Raw genomic sequence first — 17148 nt, forward strand, 5'->3', positions numbered from 1 at the left:
CGGGCTCACAGCAGTGTGGTCTGCTCCGCGGTGTCCCCCGCCGGCGCCAGTAGTTCCGGGCCGTTGTTCTTCACACTGTTCACCCGCGTGGACACCGGCCTCGCCGCGATCTCGGCCACCAGGGCCGCGCTCGGCGGCTCGAGCAGTTCGGCCGGCGCGGGATGGTCGGGATCCAGCCAGGCGTCCCAGCGTTCCCGTGGCATCGGCAGCGGCATCCGATCGTGGATCCGGGTGAGGTCCCCGATCGCGTCGGTGGTGAGGATGGTGCACGACAGCAGCGGTTCGGGGGTGTCGAGCGAGCGGTCCCGCCAGACCGACCACAGTCCCGCCATGTACAGGCGCTCACCGTCCGGACGCGACATGAAGTAGGGGTGTTTGACCACCCTGGGCTTCTTTCCCTTGCCCGGCCCCGCCGGGTCGGGCTCGACCAGCCACTCGTACCAGCCGTCCATCGGCACCAGGCAGCGCCGGTATTTCACCGCGTCCCGGAACGACGGCAGCGTCGCGGCCTTGTCCGCCCGGGCGTTGAACAGCGGTTTTCCCTTCACCGGTACGCCCGGTTCGGCGGCTTTGGTCCAGTGCGGGATCAATCCCCAGCGCATTCGCCGGATCCGGCGACTGGGGGTGTCGTCGGGGTGCTCATGGGTATGCCGGTCGACAACAGTGACGATCCGGGTGGTCGGGGCGACGTTGTAGTTCACTCCGGCCGCCCGCTCGCCCGGGGCGCCGGAACCGCCGGATTCGCCACTACTGTCCGCCGTCGCGTCCGCCCCGGGATCGCCGCTGGGCTCGGTTTCGTCGAGGGCGTCCAATTCCACCGCGAGCCGTCCCGGGTTCGTCGTCGTCGCATACCGTCCGCACATAGTCCGATACTCGCACCGAATACCGACAGATCAAGACAATCCCGGCCGCGTCCGCGACAATGATGCTAGTACTTGGTGACGTGTTGAGAGTTATGTCTTAACATTCTCTCACCGGGGACGAGGCGGTCACATGCTGCCCGTTCGCGCGCGCAGCAGCTAACGCACCACTTCCGCAGAGGAGAACCTGTGACAACCACCGAAAACGCTACCGAGAAAGAGTCGGTGCTCACCTCGGTCGATCCGGCCACAGGCGCGACGCTGGCCACCTACCCGATCGCCGATGAGAAGGCGGTCGCCGAGGCCGTCGCCAAAGCGCGCGCCGCCGCCCCCGTCTGGGAGGATCTGGGCTTCGAAGGGCGGAAGAAGGCACTGCTGCGCTGGTCGAGCCGGCTGGTCGCCAAATCCGACGAATTCTGCGCGCTCATCCACGCCGAGAACGGGAAACCGCTCGACGACGCCTTCCTCGAACTCATGCTGGCCCTCGAGCACATCGCCTGGGCGGCCAAGCACGCCAAGAAGAAGCTGTCTCCGCAAAAGGTCCCGTCGGGCCCGTTGATGGCCAACTTCGCGGCGAGTATCGAATACCGGCCGCTGGGCGTCATCGGCGTGATCGGTCCGTGGAACTACCCCGTGTACACCCCGAACGGCTCCCTGGCCTACGCACTGGCCGCCGGCAACACCGTCGTGTTCAAACCGTCGGAGTTCTCCACCGGTATCGGCAACTTCCTCGCCGAGGCCTTCTCCGAGGCCAACCCGGAACTGCCCGAGGGCGTCTTCGTCACGATCAACGGTTTCGGCGCCACCGGCGCCGCCCTGGTGAAATCCGGCGTGGACAAGGTCGCCTTCACCGGTTCGGCCGCGACCGGCCGCAAGATCATGGCCTCCGCCGCCGACACCCTCACCCCGGTGCTGCTGGAATGCGGCGGTAAAGACCCCGTGATCGTGGCCGCGGACGCCGACGTGAAGGCCGCCGCCGACGCTGTCGCCTGGGGCGCCACCTCCAACAGCGGGCAGACCTGCGCCGGTGTCGAGCGGGTCTACGTGGACAAATCGGTCAAGGACGAGTTCCTGGCCGAACTGACCCGCATCCTGAAGGACGTGAAACCGGGTTCGGACAAGAACGCCGCTTACGGCCCGATGACCATGCCGAGCCAGATCGATATCGTCAAGCGGCATATCGACGCGGCGCTGGCCAGCGGCGGCAAGGCTGTGCTGGGTGGACCGGAATCGGTCAAGGGCCCCTTCATCGAACCTGTCGTGCTGGTCGATGTCGACGAGGACTCCGCGGCGGTCAAGGAGGAGACCTTCGGCCCGACCGTCACCGTGACCACGGTGAACAGCATCGATGAAGCTGTGGACCTCGCCAACAACACCACCTTCGGCCTGGCCTCGGCGGTGTATTCGAAGAAGCAGGGAGTCGAGATCGCCCGCCGGTTGAAAGTCGGCGCGACCTCGGTCAACTCCGTGCTCGGTTTCGCCGCCATCCCGGGACTGCCCTTCGGCGGCAGCGCCGATTCCGGTATCGGTCGTATCCACGGCGAGCCCGGTCTGCGCGAATTCGTTCGGCCGCATTCGATCGCGGTGCAGCGCTTCACGATTCCCGGCATGGCGCTGCAGAGCTATCGCCGCTCCCAGGCGAACATGAAAATGCTGCGCGCGATGGTGCCGTTGCTGCACGGTCGGAACAAATGATCTCCCGGCACAGATGAGCAGGCGTCCGGTGGTGCTCGACGACACACTAACGAGCACCACCGGCACGCATGTCACCTCGATGCGCCAAGATGGTCGAGTGAGTTTCTGGCCAGCGCCCCATGTCGATGCCCCCGTGCATGCGACCGTAACCCTGCCCGGCTCCAAATCGATCACGAACAGAGCACTGGTCCTGGCCGCGCTCGCCGAAGGTCCCTCGACCATCACCGGGGCCCTGCGCAGCCGCGACACCGCGCTGATGATCGCCGCCCTGCGTGCCCTGGGAACCCAGATCATCGGTGACGCCGAGACCCTGGCCGTGACCCCCGCCCCACTACGCGCCGGCCGGGTCGACTGCGGACTCGCCGGAACCGTGATGCGTTTCGTCCCCCCGGTGGCGACCCTCGCACTGGGTGACACAGCCTTCGACGGCGATATCGCCGCCCGGGTCCGCCCGTTGCGCACCATCCTCGACGCGCTACGCGGGCTCGGCGCCGGTATCGACGGCGACGCCCTGCCGTTCACCGTGCGCGGCACCGGCGCCCTGCGCGGCGGCACGGTCACCATCGACGCCTCCGGCTCCTCACAGTTCGTCTCCGGTCTACTGCTGTCGGGGGCGCGTTTCGACGAGGGCGTGGTGGTACAGCATTCCGGCGGCCCCCTGCCGTCCATGCCGCATATCGAAATGACCGTCGAGATGCTGCGCCGCGCCGATGTGGTGGTCGAGGCGCCGACCGACGTCCGCAGCGAGCAGACCTGGACAGTCGCACCGGGCCCGATCCGCGCGGTCGACTGGACCGTGGAGCCGGATCTGTCCAACGCCACCCCGTTCCTGGCGGCGGCCGCTGTCACCGGCGGCCGGGTGAGCATCCCGCACTGGCCGCGACTGACCTCGCAGGCCGGTGACGTGATCCGCGAGATCCTGGTCCGGATGGGCGCCGAAGCCGGGTTCTACGACGGCGCGCTCACCGTGACCGGCCCCGACCGGCTGGCGGGTATCGATATCGACCTGCACGATGTGGGTGAGCTGACCCCCACCGTCGCGGCGCTGGCAGCGCTGGCGGATTCGGAGTCGCGGTTGCGCGGTATCGCGCATCTGCGCGGCCACGAGACCGATCGACTCGCCGCCCTGTCCACCGAGATCAACCGGCTCGGCGGGCAGGTGTCCGAAACCGAGGACGGTCTGGAGATCACCCCGGCCCCGCTGCACGGCGGTCGCTGGCATTCCTACGCCGACCACCGGATGGCCACGGCCGGAGCGATTCTCGGCCTGACTGTGCCGGGGATCGAGATCGAGGACATCGGCACCACCGCCAAGACCCTGCCCGACTTCGTCGGCCTGTGGGAGTCGATGCTCGACCCGGAAACGGCCGGACCGGGAGCCGGTCGCTGAGCCGGCGCGGACGCTCGACCGCCTCGTACGACGAAACCGATGTGCGGGTGCGTCCGGGGCGGAGTTCGCGCCCGCGCACCAAGACCCGCCCCGAACACCTCGACGCGGAGGCGGCGATGGTGGTTTCGGTGGACCGGGGCCGTTGGGGTTGCGTGCTCGACGGTGACCCGCGACGCCCCCTGGTGGCCATGCGCGCCCGGGAACTGGGCCGCACTCCGATCGTGGTCGGCGACCAGGTGGATGTGGTCGGCGACATCTCGGGCCGGCCCGATACCCTGGCGCGAATTGTCCGGGTGGCCGATCGCCGGACCGTGCTGCGTCGTACAGCCGACGACACCGATCCGTTCGAACGGATCGTCGTCGGCAATGCCGAACAGCTGTTCATCATGGTGGCCTTGGCCGATCCGCCGCCACGCACCGGTTTCGTGGAACGCGCGATGGTCGCCGCCTACGCGGGCGGCCTGGAACCGGTGCTGTGCCTGACCAAACACGATCTGGCCGGGGATTCCGAATTCGCCGCCGCCTTCGGCGACCTCGATCTCACCATCGTCTACGCCGGGATCGACGACCCGATCGACGCCGCGCTGGAACTGCTCACCGGGCGCCTCACCTGTTTCCTCGGGCACTCCGGTGTCGGAAAGTCGACGTTGGTGAACCGCCTCGTTCCCGATGCCGCGCGGGCTGTCGGCGAAGTGTCGGGGGTGGGCAAGGGTAAACACACCTCCACCCAGTCGGTCGCGCTACCGCTACCGGGCGGCGGCTGGGTGATCGATACACCCGGCATCCGGTCGTTCGGTCTCGCCCACATCACCCCGGATGATGTCGTCGCGGCCTTCAGCGACCTCGCCGAGGCGATCGAGAACTGCCCGCGCGGATGCACCCATCTGGGCCCGCCCGCCGATCCCGAATGCGCCCTCGACGATTTCCCGGACAAGGCGGACCGGGTGGCGGCGATCCGCCGCCTGCTGGTCGCCCTGAACTCGAACGACCCTTGGTGAGCGCTCCGAGCCGGGGTAGGTCACCGGCGGCGGAGGCGGTGCCCGGCCGCTCCGGAGGCCGGACGTTTCGGCTTCTTCGCGGGTAACGACCGGGCGAACGCGGCACCGCGCTCGACCCAGGTATCGAGCGCGGAGTCGGCCGCTACCGCGCCGGTCGTCACTCGCAGCCACCCGTCGAGTTCCCGGCCGCGCATCACCATCGGCGTCACGGAGACATCGTCCACCAGATCCGCGGCCGCCGCGGGCGCCATCCGGATCATCAGGCCGCCCTGCCCGCTGACCGCGACGCCCAGGTTGCCGCCGAACAGGAAGGCCAGTCCGCCGAACATCTTCCGTTCGGTCACCTCGGGGCCGACCCCCACAATGTCGCGAACCCGCTCCGCCAGTTCTTCGTCGTAGGCCATGGGGCCAGTGTGCGCGCACCGACGACCGGCAACGATCCCGTCCGGGCGAACTCGAAGAGCGCTGGTGGCCGCGCCGGTGCGCTGCTGCAGGAAGTGTTCGCCAACCCGCTCGCCGAGCCAGGAGTGATCGGTGTGGTCCTCGATGACACCCACGTCCCGTTCGGCTCGGCGCATCGGTGTCGGATCGGCGGCTCGCCGACCGGCGCGGCAGGCAGCGGCGCCGGACGAATTGGAGTGACTGCCCCTCCGCGAAGCGATGAACGGACCGGATATGAATCCTTTGTTATGATTCAACCATAACAAGGAGGTGCCTGTGACAACCCTCAGCCCGATCCGGCTCTGCCTACTGGCCGGACTCCCGCCCGCCCTGTCCGTCGTGCCCGATATCGTCCTGCTGGCCGCGGCGGCCGATCGGCTGCCCGACCCGCTGGCCACCCATTTCGGCGCCGACGGCGCCGACGGGTTCACCGGACGCGTACCGACCATGTTCGTCTCCGCCGGACTGGGCGTCGGCCTGGCCGCGCTGTTCGCGCTGATCCTGATGATGGGTACGCGACGGGACAAACCGTTGCGCAGGCCGGACTCGCCCCTGGACCCGATCCGGCTCCTCATCGGAAGCGCCTGGGGCGTCGGCGGATTCGTGGGGGTGCTCCTACTGTCGAGCACCCTCGCCAATCTCGACGTGGCGGACGCCGCGCAGGTCACGCTGCCGGCCTGGGCGTTCCTGATCGCGGCGGCCACCGGATTGCTGCTCGGGACGGCGGGCTGGATCGCGGCGCCGGAGAGTCCGATCAGCGAGGAAGCGCCGGTATCGGCCGAACCCCTCGCCATCGGCCGCACCGAACGAGTGAGCTGGTCGCGACGGACCGCGTCGCCGTGGATGCTGATGATCGGCGCGGTCGCACTGCTCATGGGGATCACGGTCGGGTCGGTGGTACACCCGCTGACCGGGGTGCTGCTGGCCGTGACCGGTGTCCTGCTCGCGAACCTCGCCCTGGTTCGGGTCGTCGTGGACCAGCACGGACTCACCGTCGGAACCGGACCGCTCGGGTGGCCGCGCTGGCGGTTGAGTCCCGAGGACATCGCGGATGTCTCGGCCGACGACATCTCTCCGATCCACTACGGCGGGTACGGGATCCGGCTGATACCCGGGGCGACGGCCGTGGTGTTGCGCGGCGGGCCGGGGATCGTGGTGACCCGCCGTTCGGGCCGGCGGTTCGTGGTCTCGGTCGACGACGCCGATACCGGTGCGGCAGTCCTTGCCGGTGTCATCGCGCGAGCGGAGTGAACCGGTGCTGATCCGTGTCGATCCGGCACGACCCGAACCGCTGGCCGATCAGGTGGCGGCCTGCGTGCGGCGGGCGATCGCCGACGGGGCGGCGCCCGCGGGCTCGCGGTTGCCCGGCGCCCGCGAACTCGCGACGTCCCTGGATGTCAGCATTCACACAGTGCTGGCGGGTTATCAACGGCTGCGCGACGAAGGGCTGATCGAACTGCGCCGGGGGCGCGGCGCCACCGTCCGAGCCGGAATACCGGACGGCCGCGCCGCCGTGATCGAACTCGCCCGCCAGCTCGTGGACGCCGCCCGGCGAATAGACCTCGACGACGCGGAACTGATCGCACTCGTGCGCGCCGCCGCCACTCGCTGATCCGGATCAGGGGTAGCCGGTTCCGCCGGGCGGGACGCACTCACCACTGGACTCCACCGAACGCGCGGGTGGCTATTCGCGGCGGCGGCCGGGCCCGCTTTCACGGTTCGCCGCGGCGACGATCGCGTCGAGCAGCCCCGGAACCGCGGATTCCAGATCCTCGCGGCGCAGGACGTTCATCTTCACCGTGCCCTCGTAGTGCTGGTGGATGACGCCCGCCTGCCGGAGCACTTTGAAGTGGTGGGTCCGGGTGGAGTAGGTGACATCGATATCGAAAGCGCCACACGCGATCTCCTGATCGGCGGAAGCGAGCTGACGAACGATGCTGCGCCGCACGGGATCGGTGAGCGCATCGAGCACGCCCTGCAGCGCGATATCCGCGGCGGGGAGATGGTCGGTGATGCGTTCGCCGGCCTGTGCGGTCATGGGTCCGTCCTTCTCGTCTCCGTGCTCGATCGGTGCCACCCCCATCATACGATGGATATCGTACTTCGATCACGGTGAAATTTGACGACCATCGTAATAAGGGGTTTCAATGGGTACGGGGTCCCCGACCGGCCGCGGATGGGGGCGCAGCGCGACGGCCTGCTGTCGACCCACCCAGATCCCGCACCGAGGAGACAGCGATGCCCAGCTCCGAGTCCGACACCGTCTCGCCGCCCAGTGCGGCGATCGCAGCGCAGCAGAACATCCCGCCCGGCCGGACACTCACCGCCTTGGCCACCGGATTCGTCATGGCCGCACTCGACGTCACAGTTGTCAACGTCGCCGGCGCCGATATCCAGGGCCACCTGCATACCTCGCTGGGCGAGCTCACCTGGATCGTCGACGGATACGTCCTCACTTTCAGTTCACTGCTGATGCTCGGCGGCGCCTTGGCCAACCGCGTCGGAGCCAAGACGATCTACCTGTGGGGCATGGGCGTCTTCTTCCTCGCCTCCCTCGGCTGTGCCCTCGCCCCCAGCGCGGAGGCACTCATCGGCGCACGAATCGTGCAGGGCGCCGGCGCCGCGCTGTTCATGCCCAGCTCGTTGTCCCTGCTGGTGTTCGCGTTCCCCGAGAAACGGCAGCGCACCAGGATGCTCGGACTCTGGTCGGCCATCGTCGCCACTGCCGCGGGGCTGGGCCCGTCCGTGGGCGGTCTGCTGGTCGGCGCTTTCGGATGGCAGAGCATCTTCCTGATCAACCTGCCGATCGGCATCATCGGCATCGTGCTCACCCGCCGCTACATCGCCCCCGTCGCCGGACGCGGCAGCACGCTCGCCGTCCCCGGTCACACACTCTGGATCGTCGCGCTCGTCGCGTTGAGCTTCGCGCTGATCGAGGGACCGCGCCTGGGCTGGGTCGCCGGACCGGTACTCCTCGCCTACGCCGTGGTGTTCGTTGCCGCCGGGCTGCTGGTGGCCCACGAACGGCGGGCCCCGGAACTGGTCATGCCCTGGGAACTGTTCCGCCGTCGGGGCTTCACCGGCGCCAACCTCGTAGGGTTCCTGTTCAACCTCGCGCTCTACGGGAGCATGTTCATGCTCGCGCTCTACCTGCAGAACGTCCGCGGCGCGAGTGCGTTCCAGGCCGGCCTGGCGCTGCTACCGATGACGATCTGGTTCCCGCTCGGCAATCTCGTCTACGCGCGCATCGCCGCCAGGTTCTCCAACGGCGCGCTACTGACCCTGTTCCTGACGATCGCCGCCGTCGCCTCGCTGACGATGGTGTCGATATCCGCCTCCACGCCCTACTGGGTGCTGGCCTCGGCCGTCGCGGTCGCCAATATCGGGGCCGGCATCATCTCCCCCGGGATGACCGCCGCGCTCGTCGATTCCGCGGGCGTCGAGCACGCCAACGTCGCAGGATCGGTACTCAACGCCAACCGTCAGATCGGCACCCTGGTCGGCGTCGCGGCGATGGGTGTCGTACTCGGCACCTTCACCGACTGGAACCATGGAGCGGCGGTGTCGTTCCTGGTGATCGGACTCGCCTACCTGGCCGCGGCCATCGGCGCCTGGTCACTGATCGCGCGCCCCGAACGCACGGGCCGAGACACCGTTCGATGAACCGAGCGGCGTCCGGCCCGATCCCGCATCCGGCGTGCGGTCAGGAGCGAGTTCTCCGCTCGGGCTCGAGCACAGTGAGCACGGCCGGGCCGACCTGCTCAGCGCTGACCAACCGAAGAGGCTGCGCGTCAGACGCCGGCGGCGACCACCGGCGCGAACCGTCCGGTATGCGCACCCAGTCCGTAGTGCCCACGCAGCGTGGTCTCGGTGTATTCGGTGCGGAACAGGCCGCGCGCCTGCAGGATCGGAACCACCTGGTCCACGAAATCGGTCAGGCCACCGGGCAGGTACGGGGCCATCACATTGAATCCGTCGGCGGCGCCCGCCTCGAACCAGGTCTGCAGATCATCGGCGATCTGCTCGGGAGTACCCGCGAGGGTCCGGTGACCGCGACCGCCGCCGAGCAGCGCGATCAGCCGGCCCACGGTCAGCGATTCCTGTGCGGCCAGATCCTTGACCAGCTGGTACCGGCTCTTGTTGCCCTGGATCTGCTCGATCGGGGGCAGCGGCGGAAGCGGTGCGTCCAAGGAATGGCCGGTCAGGTCCAGCCCGAGCATCTGGGAGAGCTGGCGCAGCGAGTACTCCGGTGAGATCAGGTCGGTGAACTCCTGCTCGAGTCGCTTCGCGGCATCCTCGGTATCGGCGATGAACGGGACGATCCCCGGCAGGATCTTCACTTCGTCAGGGCTGCGCCCGTGCCCGGCCGCGCGTGCTTTCACCTCGCGATAGAACTCCTGGCCTTCCGGAACGGAGCGTTGCGCGGTGAAAACGGCTTCGGCGTAGCGGCCGGCGAAATCCTTGCCGTCGGCCGAAGAACCGGCCTGCACGAGCAGTGGGCGTCCCTGCGCCGAACGGGGCACGTTCAGCGGGCCCCGCACCTTGAACCGCTCCCCCGCGTGGTCGATGGCATGCACCTTCGTGGGGTCGGCGAAGATACCGGCCTCGGCGTCGAGGACGACCGCGTCGTCCTCCCAGGAATCCCACAGTGCCGTCGCGGCGTCGACGAACTCCGCCGCCCGGCGATAGCGACCCGCGTGTTCGGGGACCTGGTCGTAACCGAAATTGGCGGCCTCGTCGGCGGTCCCGGAGGTGACGATGTTCCAGCCGGCCCGGCCGCCGCTGATCTGGTCGAGCGAGGCGAACTTGCGGGCGAGGTTGTAGGGCTCGTTGTAGCCCGTGGACGCCGTGGCGATGAGACCGATGCGCTCGGTGACCACCGCCATCGCCGACAGCAGCGTGATCGGCTCGAAAACCGCCTGTGTATTGCGTTCGATGCGCGGGCCCACGGCGAGCCCGTCGGCGAAGAACACCGAGTCGAGTTTGCCGCGCTCGGCGATACGCGCGAGCTCCTGGAAATGGCCGACCCGCAGCACATTGTGCGCGTCGGTGCGCGGATGCCGCCAGGCCGCCTCGTGGTGACCGACACCCATGAGGAACGCGTTGAGATGGAGTTGCGGGGACATCAGTACCTGTCTAGAGGGCAACGCGCCAGCGGGACAGCCGGCGCTCGACGAAAACGAGGACCGCGTTGAAGATCAGGCCGACCAACGCGATGGCGATGATCCCGGCGTACATATCGGGAATCTGGAAGTTGAGCTGCGCGGCGGTGATCAGGTACCCGAGCCCGGCCTTCGCCCCGACCATCTCGGCCGCGATGAGGACCAGGATCGAGGAGGCGGCGGCCATCCGCAGGCCGGTGAAGATGGTCGGCACCGCCGCCGGCAACACCACCTTGTACACCAGGGCGATCTGCGAGAAGCCCAGCGAACGCGCCGACTTGATCAGCAGCGGGTCCACTGTCCGCACACCGGAAATGGTGTTCAGCAGGATCGGGAAGGTGCAGGCGTAGACCACCAGCGCGACCTTCGAGGTCTCCCCGATGCCCAGGATGAGAATGAACACCGGGAGCAGCGCCAGCGCCGCCGTATTGCGGAACAGTTCGAGAACCGGGTTCAGGAAATCGGCCACCGGCCGATACCAGGCGATCGCGACCCCGAGCGGGACCGCGATCGCGACGGCGATGGCGAAGCCGGTGAGCGCGCGGGTCAGACTGGTCGATACGTGTTCCCAGAGCTGCCCGTTGGCGATCAGCTCGAAGAACGTCGCGGCGACTTCGGTGAACGGCGGCAGGAACACCTTGTCCACGAGTCCCACCCGCGGCGCGATCTCCCACAGCGCCAGGAACGCCAGGATCGCGACCGACGGTTTCGTCACCCGCCAGACCAGACCCGCGATACGGCGCCCGATCCGCCGGGCCGGTGTGACGGTCCGCGGCGTCGCGGGCTCCTTCCCGCGCACCCGCGGCGCGCTGTCGAGGGTGCCGGTGGCGAGAGCGCTAGACATGCTGAACCTCTTCGGTCGTCGAGATATCGGCGAGTTCGAGCGAGTGCGCCCGTTCGACCTCGTCGTGCAGCAGGGACCAGATCCGGTGGCGCAGCGCACGGAACTGCTCGCCGGAGCGGACGTCCTCGGCGGTGCGGTCGATATCGACGTCCACGACCGTTTTGACCCGGCCGGGACGGGAGGTGAGTACGGCGACCCGCTGGCCCAGATAGATCGCCTCGTCGATACCGTGCGTGATGAACAGGATGGTCTTGCCGGTGCGCTGCCAGATCCGCAACAACTCGTCCTGCAGCGATTCGCGCGTCTGCGCGTCCAGGGCGGCGAACGGTTCGTCCATCAGCAGCACTTCGGGATCGAAGGCCAGGCTGCGGGCGATCGCGACCCGCTGCTTCATACCGCCGGACAGTTCGTGCGGATACCGGTCGGCGAATCCGGCCAGCCCGACCAGCTCGAGATAGTGCTCGGCGCGTTCCCGGCGCTCGGCCCTGGGCACACCCTTGGCCTCGAGCCCGAACTCGATATTGCGGCGGGCGGTGCGCCAGGGCAGTAGCGCGTACTGCTGGAAGACGACCCCGCGATCCAGGCCGGGTCCGGTGATCGGCCGACCGTCGAGCAGGATCTGTCCGGAGGTCGGGGTGCTGAGCCCGCCCAGCAGGTCGAGCAGGGTGGATTTACCGCAGCCGCTGGGGCCGACCAGCACCAGGAACTCGCCGGCGGCCAGATCCAGGGTGATGTCCTCGATCGCGGTGAGCTCGGTCCGCTGCCCCCGGATCGGGAACTTCTTGGTCACCTGAGCCAGGCGGAGTTTGGGTGTGCTGCTCATTTCTCACCGGCCAATGCTTGTCCGTCGGGTCCACCGTCGGCGGGATAGGTGCCGTTGGCGTAAGGGTTGTACTCGTTGGTGTAGAGATCACGGGCGACCAGTGCGCCCTCGTCGAGCTCGCCGTTGCGGACCAGCCAGTCGATCCAGGTCTGCAGTTCACGCTCGGCGATCACCGCACCCGGCGCCGGGATTCCGGAGCTGCGCCAGAACGCGACGGTGTCGGCGTTCTCGGTGCGACCCCGCTTCCGGATGATGTCGGCGAAGCGGGCGACCACTTCCTCGCGCGGCCGGACCTGCGTCCAGCGGATGGCGCGGGCCGTGCCCTGGACGAAATCGCGGACTGCTTCGGGGTTGGCGGCGATGAAATCGTCGCGCATCACATACGTTCCGTAACTGAACGCGCCGAACAGGTCGCGGTCGGTGAACAGGGCCCGGATACCACCCCGCGCGAGGGCGCTCTCCCGGTGGATCGTGCTCAGCGTCCCGACGTCGATCTGGCCCTCGCGCAGCGCCTGCTCGGTGTTCACCGGCGGAACCACCACCAGTTGCACGGTCTTGATCTCGTCCGGGGTGAGGCCCTGTTGCGCGAGCCATTCCCGGATGAGGAACTCGTGATGCGCGCCGAGGGTGTTCATCCCGATCTTCTTGCCGATCAGATCGCGCGCCGACCGGAGCGGACTGTCCTGCAGCACGTAGTATCCGGTGTACTCCTCGGCATCCGCACCGTAGGAGCTGAGCACCGAGGTGATCGGGGCGCCGGCCGCGTTGAGCTTGACCACGGCGCCGTTGAAGGCCGAGCCGAACTCGATCTCCCCGGTCGCCGCGGACTGGATGTCCTGCGGGCCGCTGGTGGTGTCGCCGACCCACTCCAGCTGTACCTTGTCGTAATAGCCGAGATCCGCGGCCAGTTCGTGGAATCCCACGCGACCGGACCAGCCCTGGTACCGCAGGATGGTCTTGCCGTCGGCGGTCTTGGACGCCTCGCCGCCTGCCCCGCACGCGCAGAGCAGCATCGCGAGTGCGGTCACCGCCGCGACGCACACGGCGGCGACCGGCCGCCGTTGTCCACGTATCGATTCCGGACGTACTGGCATGGATTCTGCCCCTTGTGATCGTCGGACTGCCCGGTAATCGTGCGGTCCGCGACCGCGACAGCGAAGCCTTTGCCTCAGGACGAGTCCAAACCCGCGGCGGGACATCGCCCGGTTCCGCGGCGTCGCGGCCGCTCCGGATCACACCCGGTTACCAGGAATTCGAGGCCCTTTTTCAGGCAAATTGATGGGATGTTCAGCGACGCAGAGTGAATCAGCAAACCACCAGCTCCGCGCCGGGTTAATATGCGGCGCGCACCGAAGTTATTCGGCCGAGACGCCGACGAGACTTCGGCGCGACAGTCCGGGCCCGGGATATTGCGGACCCGCCTGTAATCCACTCCGTCCCGCACTTATCGAACACAGAAGGAACGATGCTCAAAATTCTGGCCATCGGCGCGGTCGCATCCGCGCTCGTGTTCGGCAGCTTCTGCAGTGCCTCGGCATACCCCCATCCCGGCGCCTCCCGGCCGGGCGCGGCGGGTGTGCACAGCCCGGCGGGCAAGGACGATTCGGTCGCGCAGCTACCCTTCGCCGACCGAGAATTCCTCCGGGCCAGTGCGTTCGACGACGAAACCCGCCAGCTCCAGGACGCGGCGATCGCCCTAGCGCACGCCCAGTGCGACTATCTCGACAGCTCCGGTAACACAGCGGCGCACCGTACCTACCTCGCCGAGGAGGCACGGCCGTTCGTGGAGTATCCCTATCTGTTCCTCGAGGCCGCGGTCCGGGCCTACTGCCCGCGGCACACTGTCATGACCTGATTAGCGGGTCCCCACCGAATTCTATGAACCCCCAGCAACAGCGACGGCGCCGCTTCCCGTAAGGGAGCGGCGCCGCCGGTGCCCGATCAGTGCTTGCGCCGCGACTTGGGCCCGCGGCCCTGCTGTTTGGTCTGCGACCGGGCCGCTTCCCGACGTTCCCGGCGGGTGCCCTGCTGCTGGCCGTCGGACCCGTACTCCTCTTCGTCGCTGTGCACCGCGGTGCGCCCGCCCTCGTCCGGACCCGAATAGCTCAGGCCACGCGGGCCCGATTCATCGATACCCCGAGCGCGCAACGCCGGCGGGGCGCCGTTCTGGATCGGGAGTTTCTCGGTCGGGTACTGGCTGCTCGGCGGCAGCGGCTGCGAGCCGATCGGGGACCGCAGACCGGGGTCGACCTGGGTGCCCGCGGGTTGCGGCTGCTGGACCTCGACCTGGACGTTGAACAGGATGCCGACGGCGTCCTCCTTCAACCCCTCCAGCATGTTGGCGAACATATCGAAGCCCTCGCGCTGATACTCCACCAGCGGATCGCGCTGGGCCATGGCGCGCAGGCCGATACCTTCCTTCAGATAGTCCATCTCGTAGAGGTGCTCACGCCATTTGCGGTCCAGCACCGACAGCAGCACCTGCCGTTCCAGGGTGCGCATACTGCCCTCGCCCGCCAAACCGTCGATATCGGATTCGCGCTGCTCGTAGGCGACGTGGGCATCGTCGAGCAGGGTGTCCAGCAGATCGTCGCGGGTGAGTTCACCGGCCTCGCCGACTTCGGTCTCCCCGGACACCTCGCGGTGGTCGATGCTCACCGGGTACAGCGTCTTGAGCGCGCCCCACAGCTTGTCCAGATCCCAGTCCTCCACATATCCCTCGGCGGTGGCCCCGTCCACGTACGCGGAGATCACATCGGTGATCATGCTCTGGACCTGGCCCTCCATATCCTCACCGCGCAGGATCTGGTTGCGCTCGTCGTAGATGACGGTGCGCTGCTGGTTCATCACCTCGTCGTACTTGAGCACGTTCTTGCGGATCTCGAAGTTCTGCTGCTCGACCTGGGTCTGCGCACTCTTGATGGCCTTCGACACCATCTTCGCCTCGATCGGCACATCGTCGGGCAGGTTGAGCCGGGTCATGATCGATTCCAGCGCCGCGCCGTTGAACCGGCGCATGAGCTCGTCGCCGAGCGAGAGGTAGAAACGGGATTCACCGGGGTCGCCCTGGCGGCCGGAACGACCGCGCAGCTGATTGTCGATACGCCGGGAGTCGTGGCGTTCGGTGCCGAGCACGTACAGACCGCCGGCGTCCTTCACCGCCTCGGCGTCCTCGGCGACCTGCTTCTTCACCTTCTCCAGCGCGTGGAACCAGTTGGCCTGGTAGTCCTCGGGAGTGGTCACCGGGTCCAGACCCTGCTGACGCAGCAGGGTGTCGGTGATGATGTCGGGGTTGCCGCCGAGTACGACGTCGGTACCGCGACCCGCCATATTCGTCGCGACGGTGACGGTGCCGGGGCGACCCGCCTCGGCGATGATCTGGGCTTCCTTCTCGTGGAACTTCGCGTTGAGCACATTGTGCGGAACGCCGCGTTTGGTGAGCTGCTTGGACAGGTATTCCGACCGATCCACGCTGGTGGTGCCGATCAGCACGGGCTGGCCCGCCTGATGCCTTTCCACCACGTCGTCGACCACGGCGCTGAACTTCGCCTCTTCGGTCTTGTAGATGAGGTCGGCCTGATCGATGCGGATCGGCGGCTTGTTGGTCGGGATCGGGATGACGCCCAGGCTGTAGATCTGGTGCAGTTCGGCCGCCTCGGTTTCGGCGGTACCCGTCATACCGGACAGTTTGTCGTAGAGACGGAAGTAGTTCTGCAGGGTGATGGTGGCCAGGGTCTGGTTCTCCGGCTGGATCTCGACCTCTTCCTTGGCCTCGATCGCCTGGTGCATGCCCTCGTTGTAGCGTCGGCCGACCAGGATGCGGCCGGTGAACTCGTCGACGATGATGACCTCGCCGTCGCGGACGATGTAGTCCTTGTCCCGGGTGTAGAGCTCCTTGGCCTTGACGGCGTTGTTCAGGTAGCTCACCAGGGGCGAGTTCGCGGCCTCGTAGAGATTGTCGATGCCGAGCTGGTCCTCGACCAATTCCACACCGGCCTCGTGCACGCCGACGGTGCGTTTCTTGATATCGACCTCGTAGTGGAGATCTTTTTTCAGAAGCGGCGCAATTCGGGCGAATTCGGCATACCACTTACTGGAGGCGTCGGCGGGGCCCGAGATGATCAACGGGGTACGGGCCTCGTCGATGAGAATGGAGTCGACCTCGTCCACCACCGCGAAATTGTGGCCGCGCTGGACCAGATCGTCGAGCGAATGGGTCATATTGTCGCGCAGATAGTCGAAGCCGAATTCGTTGTTCGTGCCGTAGGTGATGTCGGCGTTGTAGGCGTCGCGACGCTGCGGGGGCGTCATCCCGGACAGGATCGCGCCCACCTCGAGACCGAGGAAGCGGTGCACCCGGCCCATCCACTCGGAGTCGCGTTTGGCCAGGTAGTCGTTGGTGGTGACGATGTGCACACCGTCGCCGCTGACCGCGTTCAGATACGCGGGGAGCACCGAGGTCAGGGTTTTGCCCTCACCGGTCTTCATTTCCGCGATATTGCCCAGGTGCAGCGCCGCGCCACCCATGATCTGCACTTTGTAGTGCTTCTGCTGGAGCACCCGCCACGACCCCTCCCGGGCCACCGCGAATGCCTCGAGCAGCAGGTCGTCGAGCGATTCGCCGTCGGCGTAGCGCTCGCGGAATTCGTCGGTCTTGGCGCGCAGTTCGGTATCGGTGAGGTCCTCGTAGTCGCCCTCGAGCGCGAGCACCTCGTCGGCGAGATGGGAGAGGCGCTTGACCATGCGACCCTCACCAAAACGTAGCAACCTCGTCAGTGTCAGCGCAGGCACGAGTCTCGTCAGTCCTCTGGGTCGGTTTCGGCTCCGATGTTCACGGCCGCGCGGGTCCCGGCGACGGGCCGCGTAGCCGCAGCTTGCTTCATGGTAATGCGGCTCCCATGGTAGGCGCCGCCGCGTACCCGGCCAGTGTGCCTT

At 67.6% G+C, this 17148-nt stretch carries 15 protein-coding genes; 7 read left to right on the forward strand and 8 right to left on the reverse strand.

Annotation, left to right across the window (positions count from 1 at the left end):
* Positions 1–5: 5 nt before the first annotated feature.
* Positions 6–863: an SOS response-associated peptidase gene (locus OG804_RS17075; RefSeq protein ID WP_328387692.1), complete on the reverse strand. Its 858-nt coding sequence runs from the start codon at positions 861–863 to the stop codon at positions 6–8.
* A 186-nt stretch (positions 864–1049) separates the two neighbouring features.
* Here OG804_RS17075 and OG804_RS17080 point away from each other — a divergent pair, with 186 nt between their 5' ends.
* The 3 genes from OG804_RS17080 (at position 1050) to rsgA (ending at position 4943) form a co-directional block, all read left to right on the forward strand.
* Entirely contained in the window at positions 1050–2555 is a 1506-nt protein-coding gene (locus OG804_RS17080) for an aldehyde dehydrogenase family protein (protein WP_328387694.1), read from the forward strand.
* A gap of 79 nt (positions 2556–2634) precedes the next feature.
* Positions 2635–3945: a 3-phosphoshikimate 1-carboxyvinyltransferase gene (aroA, locus tag OG804_RS17085; protein ID WP_328398467.1), complete on the forward strand. Its 1311-nt coding sequence runs from the start codon at positions 2635–2637 to the stop codon at positions 3943–3945.
* Complete coding sequence (rsgA, locus tag OG804_RS17090) at positions 3942–4943, forward strand: ribosome small subunit-dependent GTPase A (RefSeq protein ID WP_328398469.1); 1002 nt, start codon at positions 3942–3944, stop codon at positions 4941–4943. Before aroA ends, rsgA begins: the two co-directional genes overlap by 4 nt.
* Positions 4944–4963: 20 nt before the next feature.
* Here the strand turns inward: rsgA and OG804_RS17095 are convergent, their stop codons facing one another.
* Positions 4964–5347: a TfoX/Sxy family protein gene (locus OG804_RS17095; protein WP_328387696.1), complete on the reverse strand. Its 384-nt coding sequence runs from the start codon at positions 5345–5347 to the stop codon at positions 4964–4966.
* Between the two features lie 313 nt (positions 5348–5660).
* Here OG804_RS17095 and OG804_RS17100 point away from each other — a divergent pair, with 313 nt between their 5' ends.
* Both OG804_RS17100 and OG804_RS17105 read left to right on the forward strand, forming a co-directional pair.
* Positions 5661–6635 (forward strand): DUF1648 domain-containing protein, encoded by a 975-nt coding sequence (locus OG804_RS17100; protein ID WP_328387698.1) that lies wholly within the window; start codon positions 5661–5663, stop codon positions 6633–6635.
* A gap of 4 nt (positions 6636–6639) precedes the next feature.
* Positions 6640–6996: a GntR family transcriptional regulator gene (locus OG804_RS17105; RefSeq protein ID WP_328387700.1), complete on the forward strand. Its 357-nt coding sequence runs from the start codon at positions 6640–6642 to the stop codon at positions 6994–6996.
* A gap of 72 nt (positions 6997–7068) precedes the next feature.
* Here OG804_RS17105 and OG804_RS17110 read toward each other — a convergent pair whose 3' ends face one another.
* Positions 7069–7422 (reverse strand): ArsR/SmtB family transcription factor, encoded by a 354-nt coding sequence (locus OG804_RS17110; protein ID WP_328387702.1) that lies wholly within the window; start codon positions 7420–7422, stop codon positions 7069–7071.
* 200 nt (positions 7423–7622) lie between these two features.
* On the opposite strand from OG804_RS17110, the gene OG804_RS17115 reads away from it, so the two are divergent.
* The gene (locus tag OG804_RS17115; RefSeq protein ID WP_328387703.1) at positions 7623–9047 is read left to right on the forward strand and encodes an MFS transporter; all 1425 of its coding nucleotides are present in this window, start codon (positions 7623–7625) and stop codon (positions 9045–9047) included.
* Between the two features lie 128 nt (positions 9048–9175).
* On the opposite strand, the gene OG804_RS17120 is transcribed toward OG804_RS17115, so the two are convergent.
* The 4 genes from OG804_RS17120 to OG804_RS17135 are packed head-to-tail and all read right to left on the reverse strand — an operon-like array spanning position 9176 to position 13226.
* On the reverse strand, positions 9176–10510 hold the full coding sequence (locus OG804_RS17120; RefSeq protein ID WP_328387705.1) for an LLM class flavin-dependent oxidoreductase: 1335 nt from the start codon (positions 10508–10510) through the stop codon (positions 9176–9178).
* Between the two features lie 10 nt (positions 10511–10520).
* Positions 10521–11390, reverse strand: a complete 870-nt coding sequence (locus OG804_RS17125) for an ABC transporter permease (RefSeq protein ID WP_328387707.1) — start codon at positions 11388–11390, stop codon at positions 10521–10523.
* A complete protein-coding gene (locus OG804_RS17130; RefSeq protein WP_328387709.1) occupies positions 11383–12213 on the reverse strand; it encodes an ABC transporter ATP-binding protein in 831 nt (276 codons plus the stop codon). The genes OG804_RS17125 and OG804_RS17130 overlap by 8 nt, the downstream gene beginning before the upstream one ends.
* Positions 12210–13226 (reverse strand): ABC transporter substrate-binding protein, encoded by a 1017-nt coding sequence (locus tag OG804_RS17135; protein WP_328398471.1) that lies wholly within the window; start codon positions 13224–13226, stop codon positions 12210–12212. The genes OG804_RS17130 and OG804_RS17135 overlap by 4 nt, the downstream gene beginning before the upstream one ends.
* 452 nt (positions 13227–13678) lie before the next feature.
* Between OG804_RS17135 and OG804_RS17140 the strand changes: the two genes are divergently transcribed.
* Positions 13679–14068, forward strand: a complete 390-nt coding sequence (locus tag OG804_RS17140) for a DUF732 domain-containing protein (RefSeq protein WP_328387711.1) — start codon at positions 13679–13681, stop codon at positions 14066–14068.
* 86 nt (positions 14069–14154) lie between these two features.
* Here OG804_RS17140 and secA read toward each other — a convergent pair whose 3' ends face one another.
* The gene (gene secA / locus OG804_RS17145; RefSeq protein WP_328387713.1) at positions 14155–17004 is read right to left on the reverse strand and encodes a preprotein translocase subunit SecA; all 2850 of its coding nucleotides are present in this window, start codon (positions 17002–17004) and stop codon (positions 14155–14157) included.
* Positions 17005–17148: the final 144 nt, after the last annotated feature.

Source organism: Nocardia sp. NBC_00416, assembly GCF_036032445.1.
In the GTDB taxonomy this organism is placed as follows: Bacteria; Actinomycetota; Actinomycetes; order Mycobacteriales; family Mycobacteriaceae; genus Nocardia.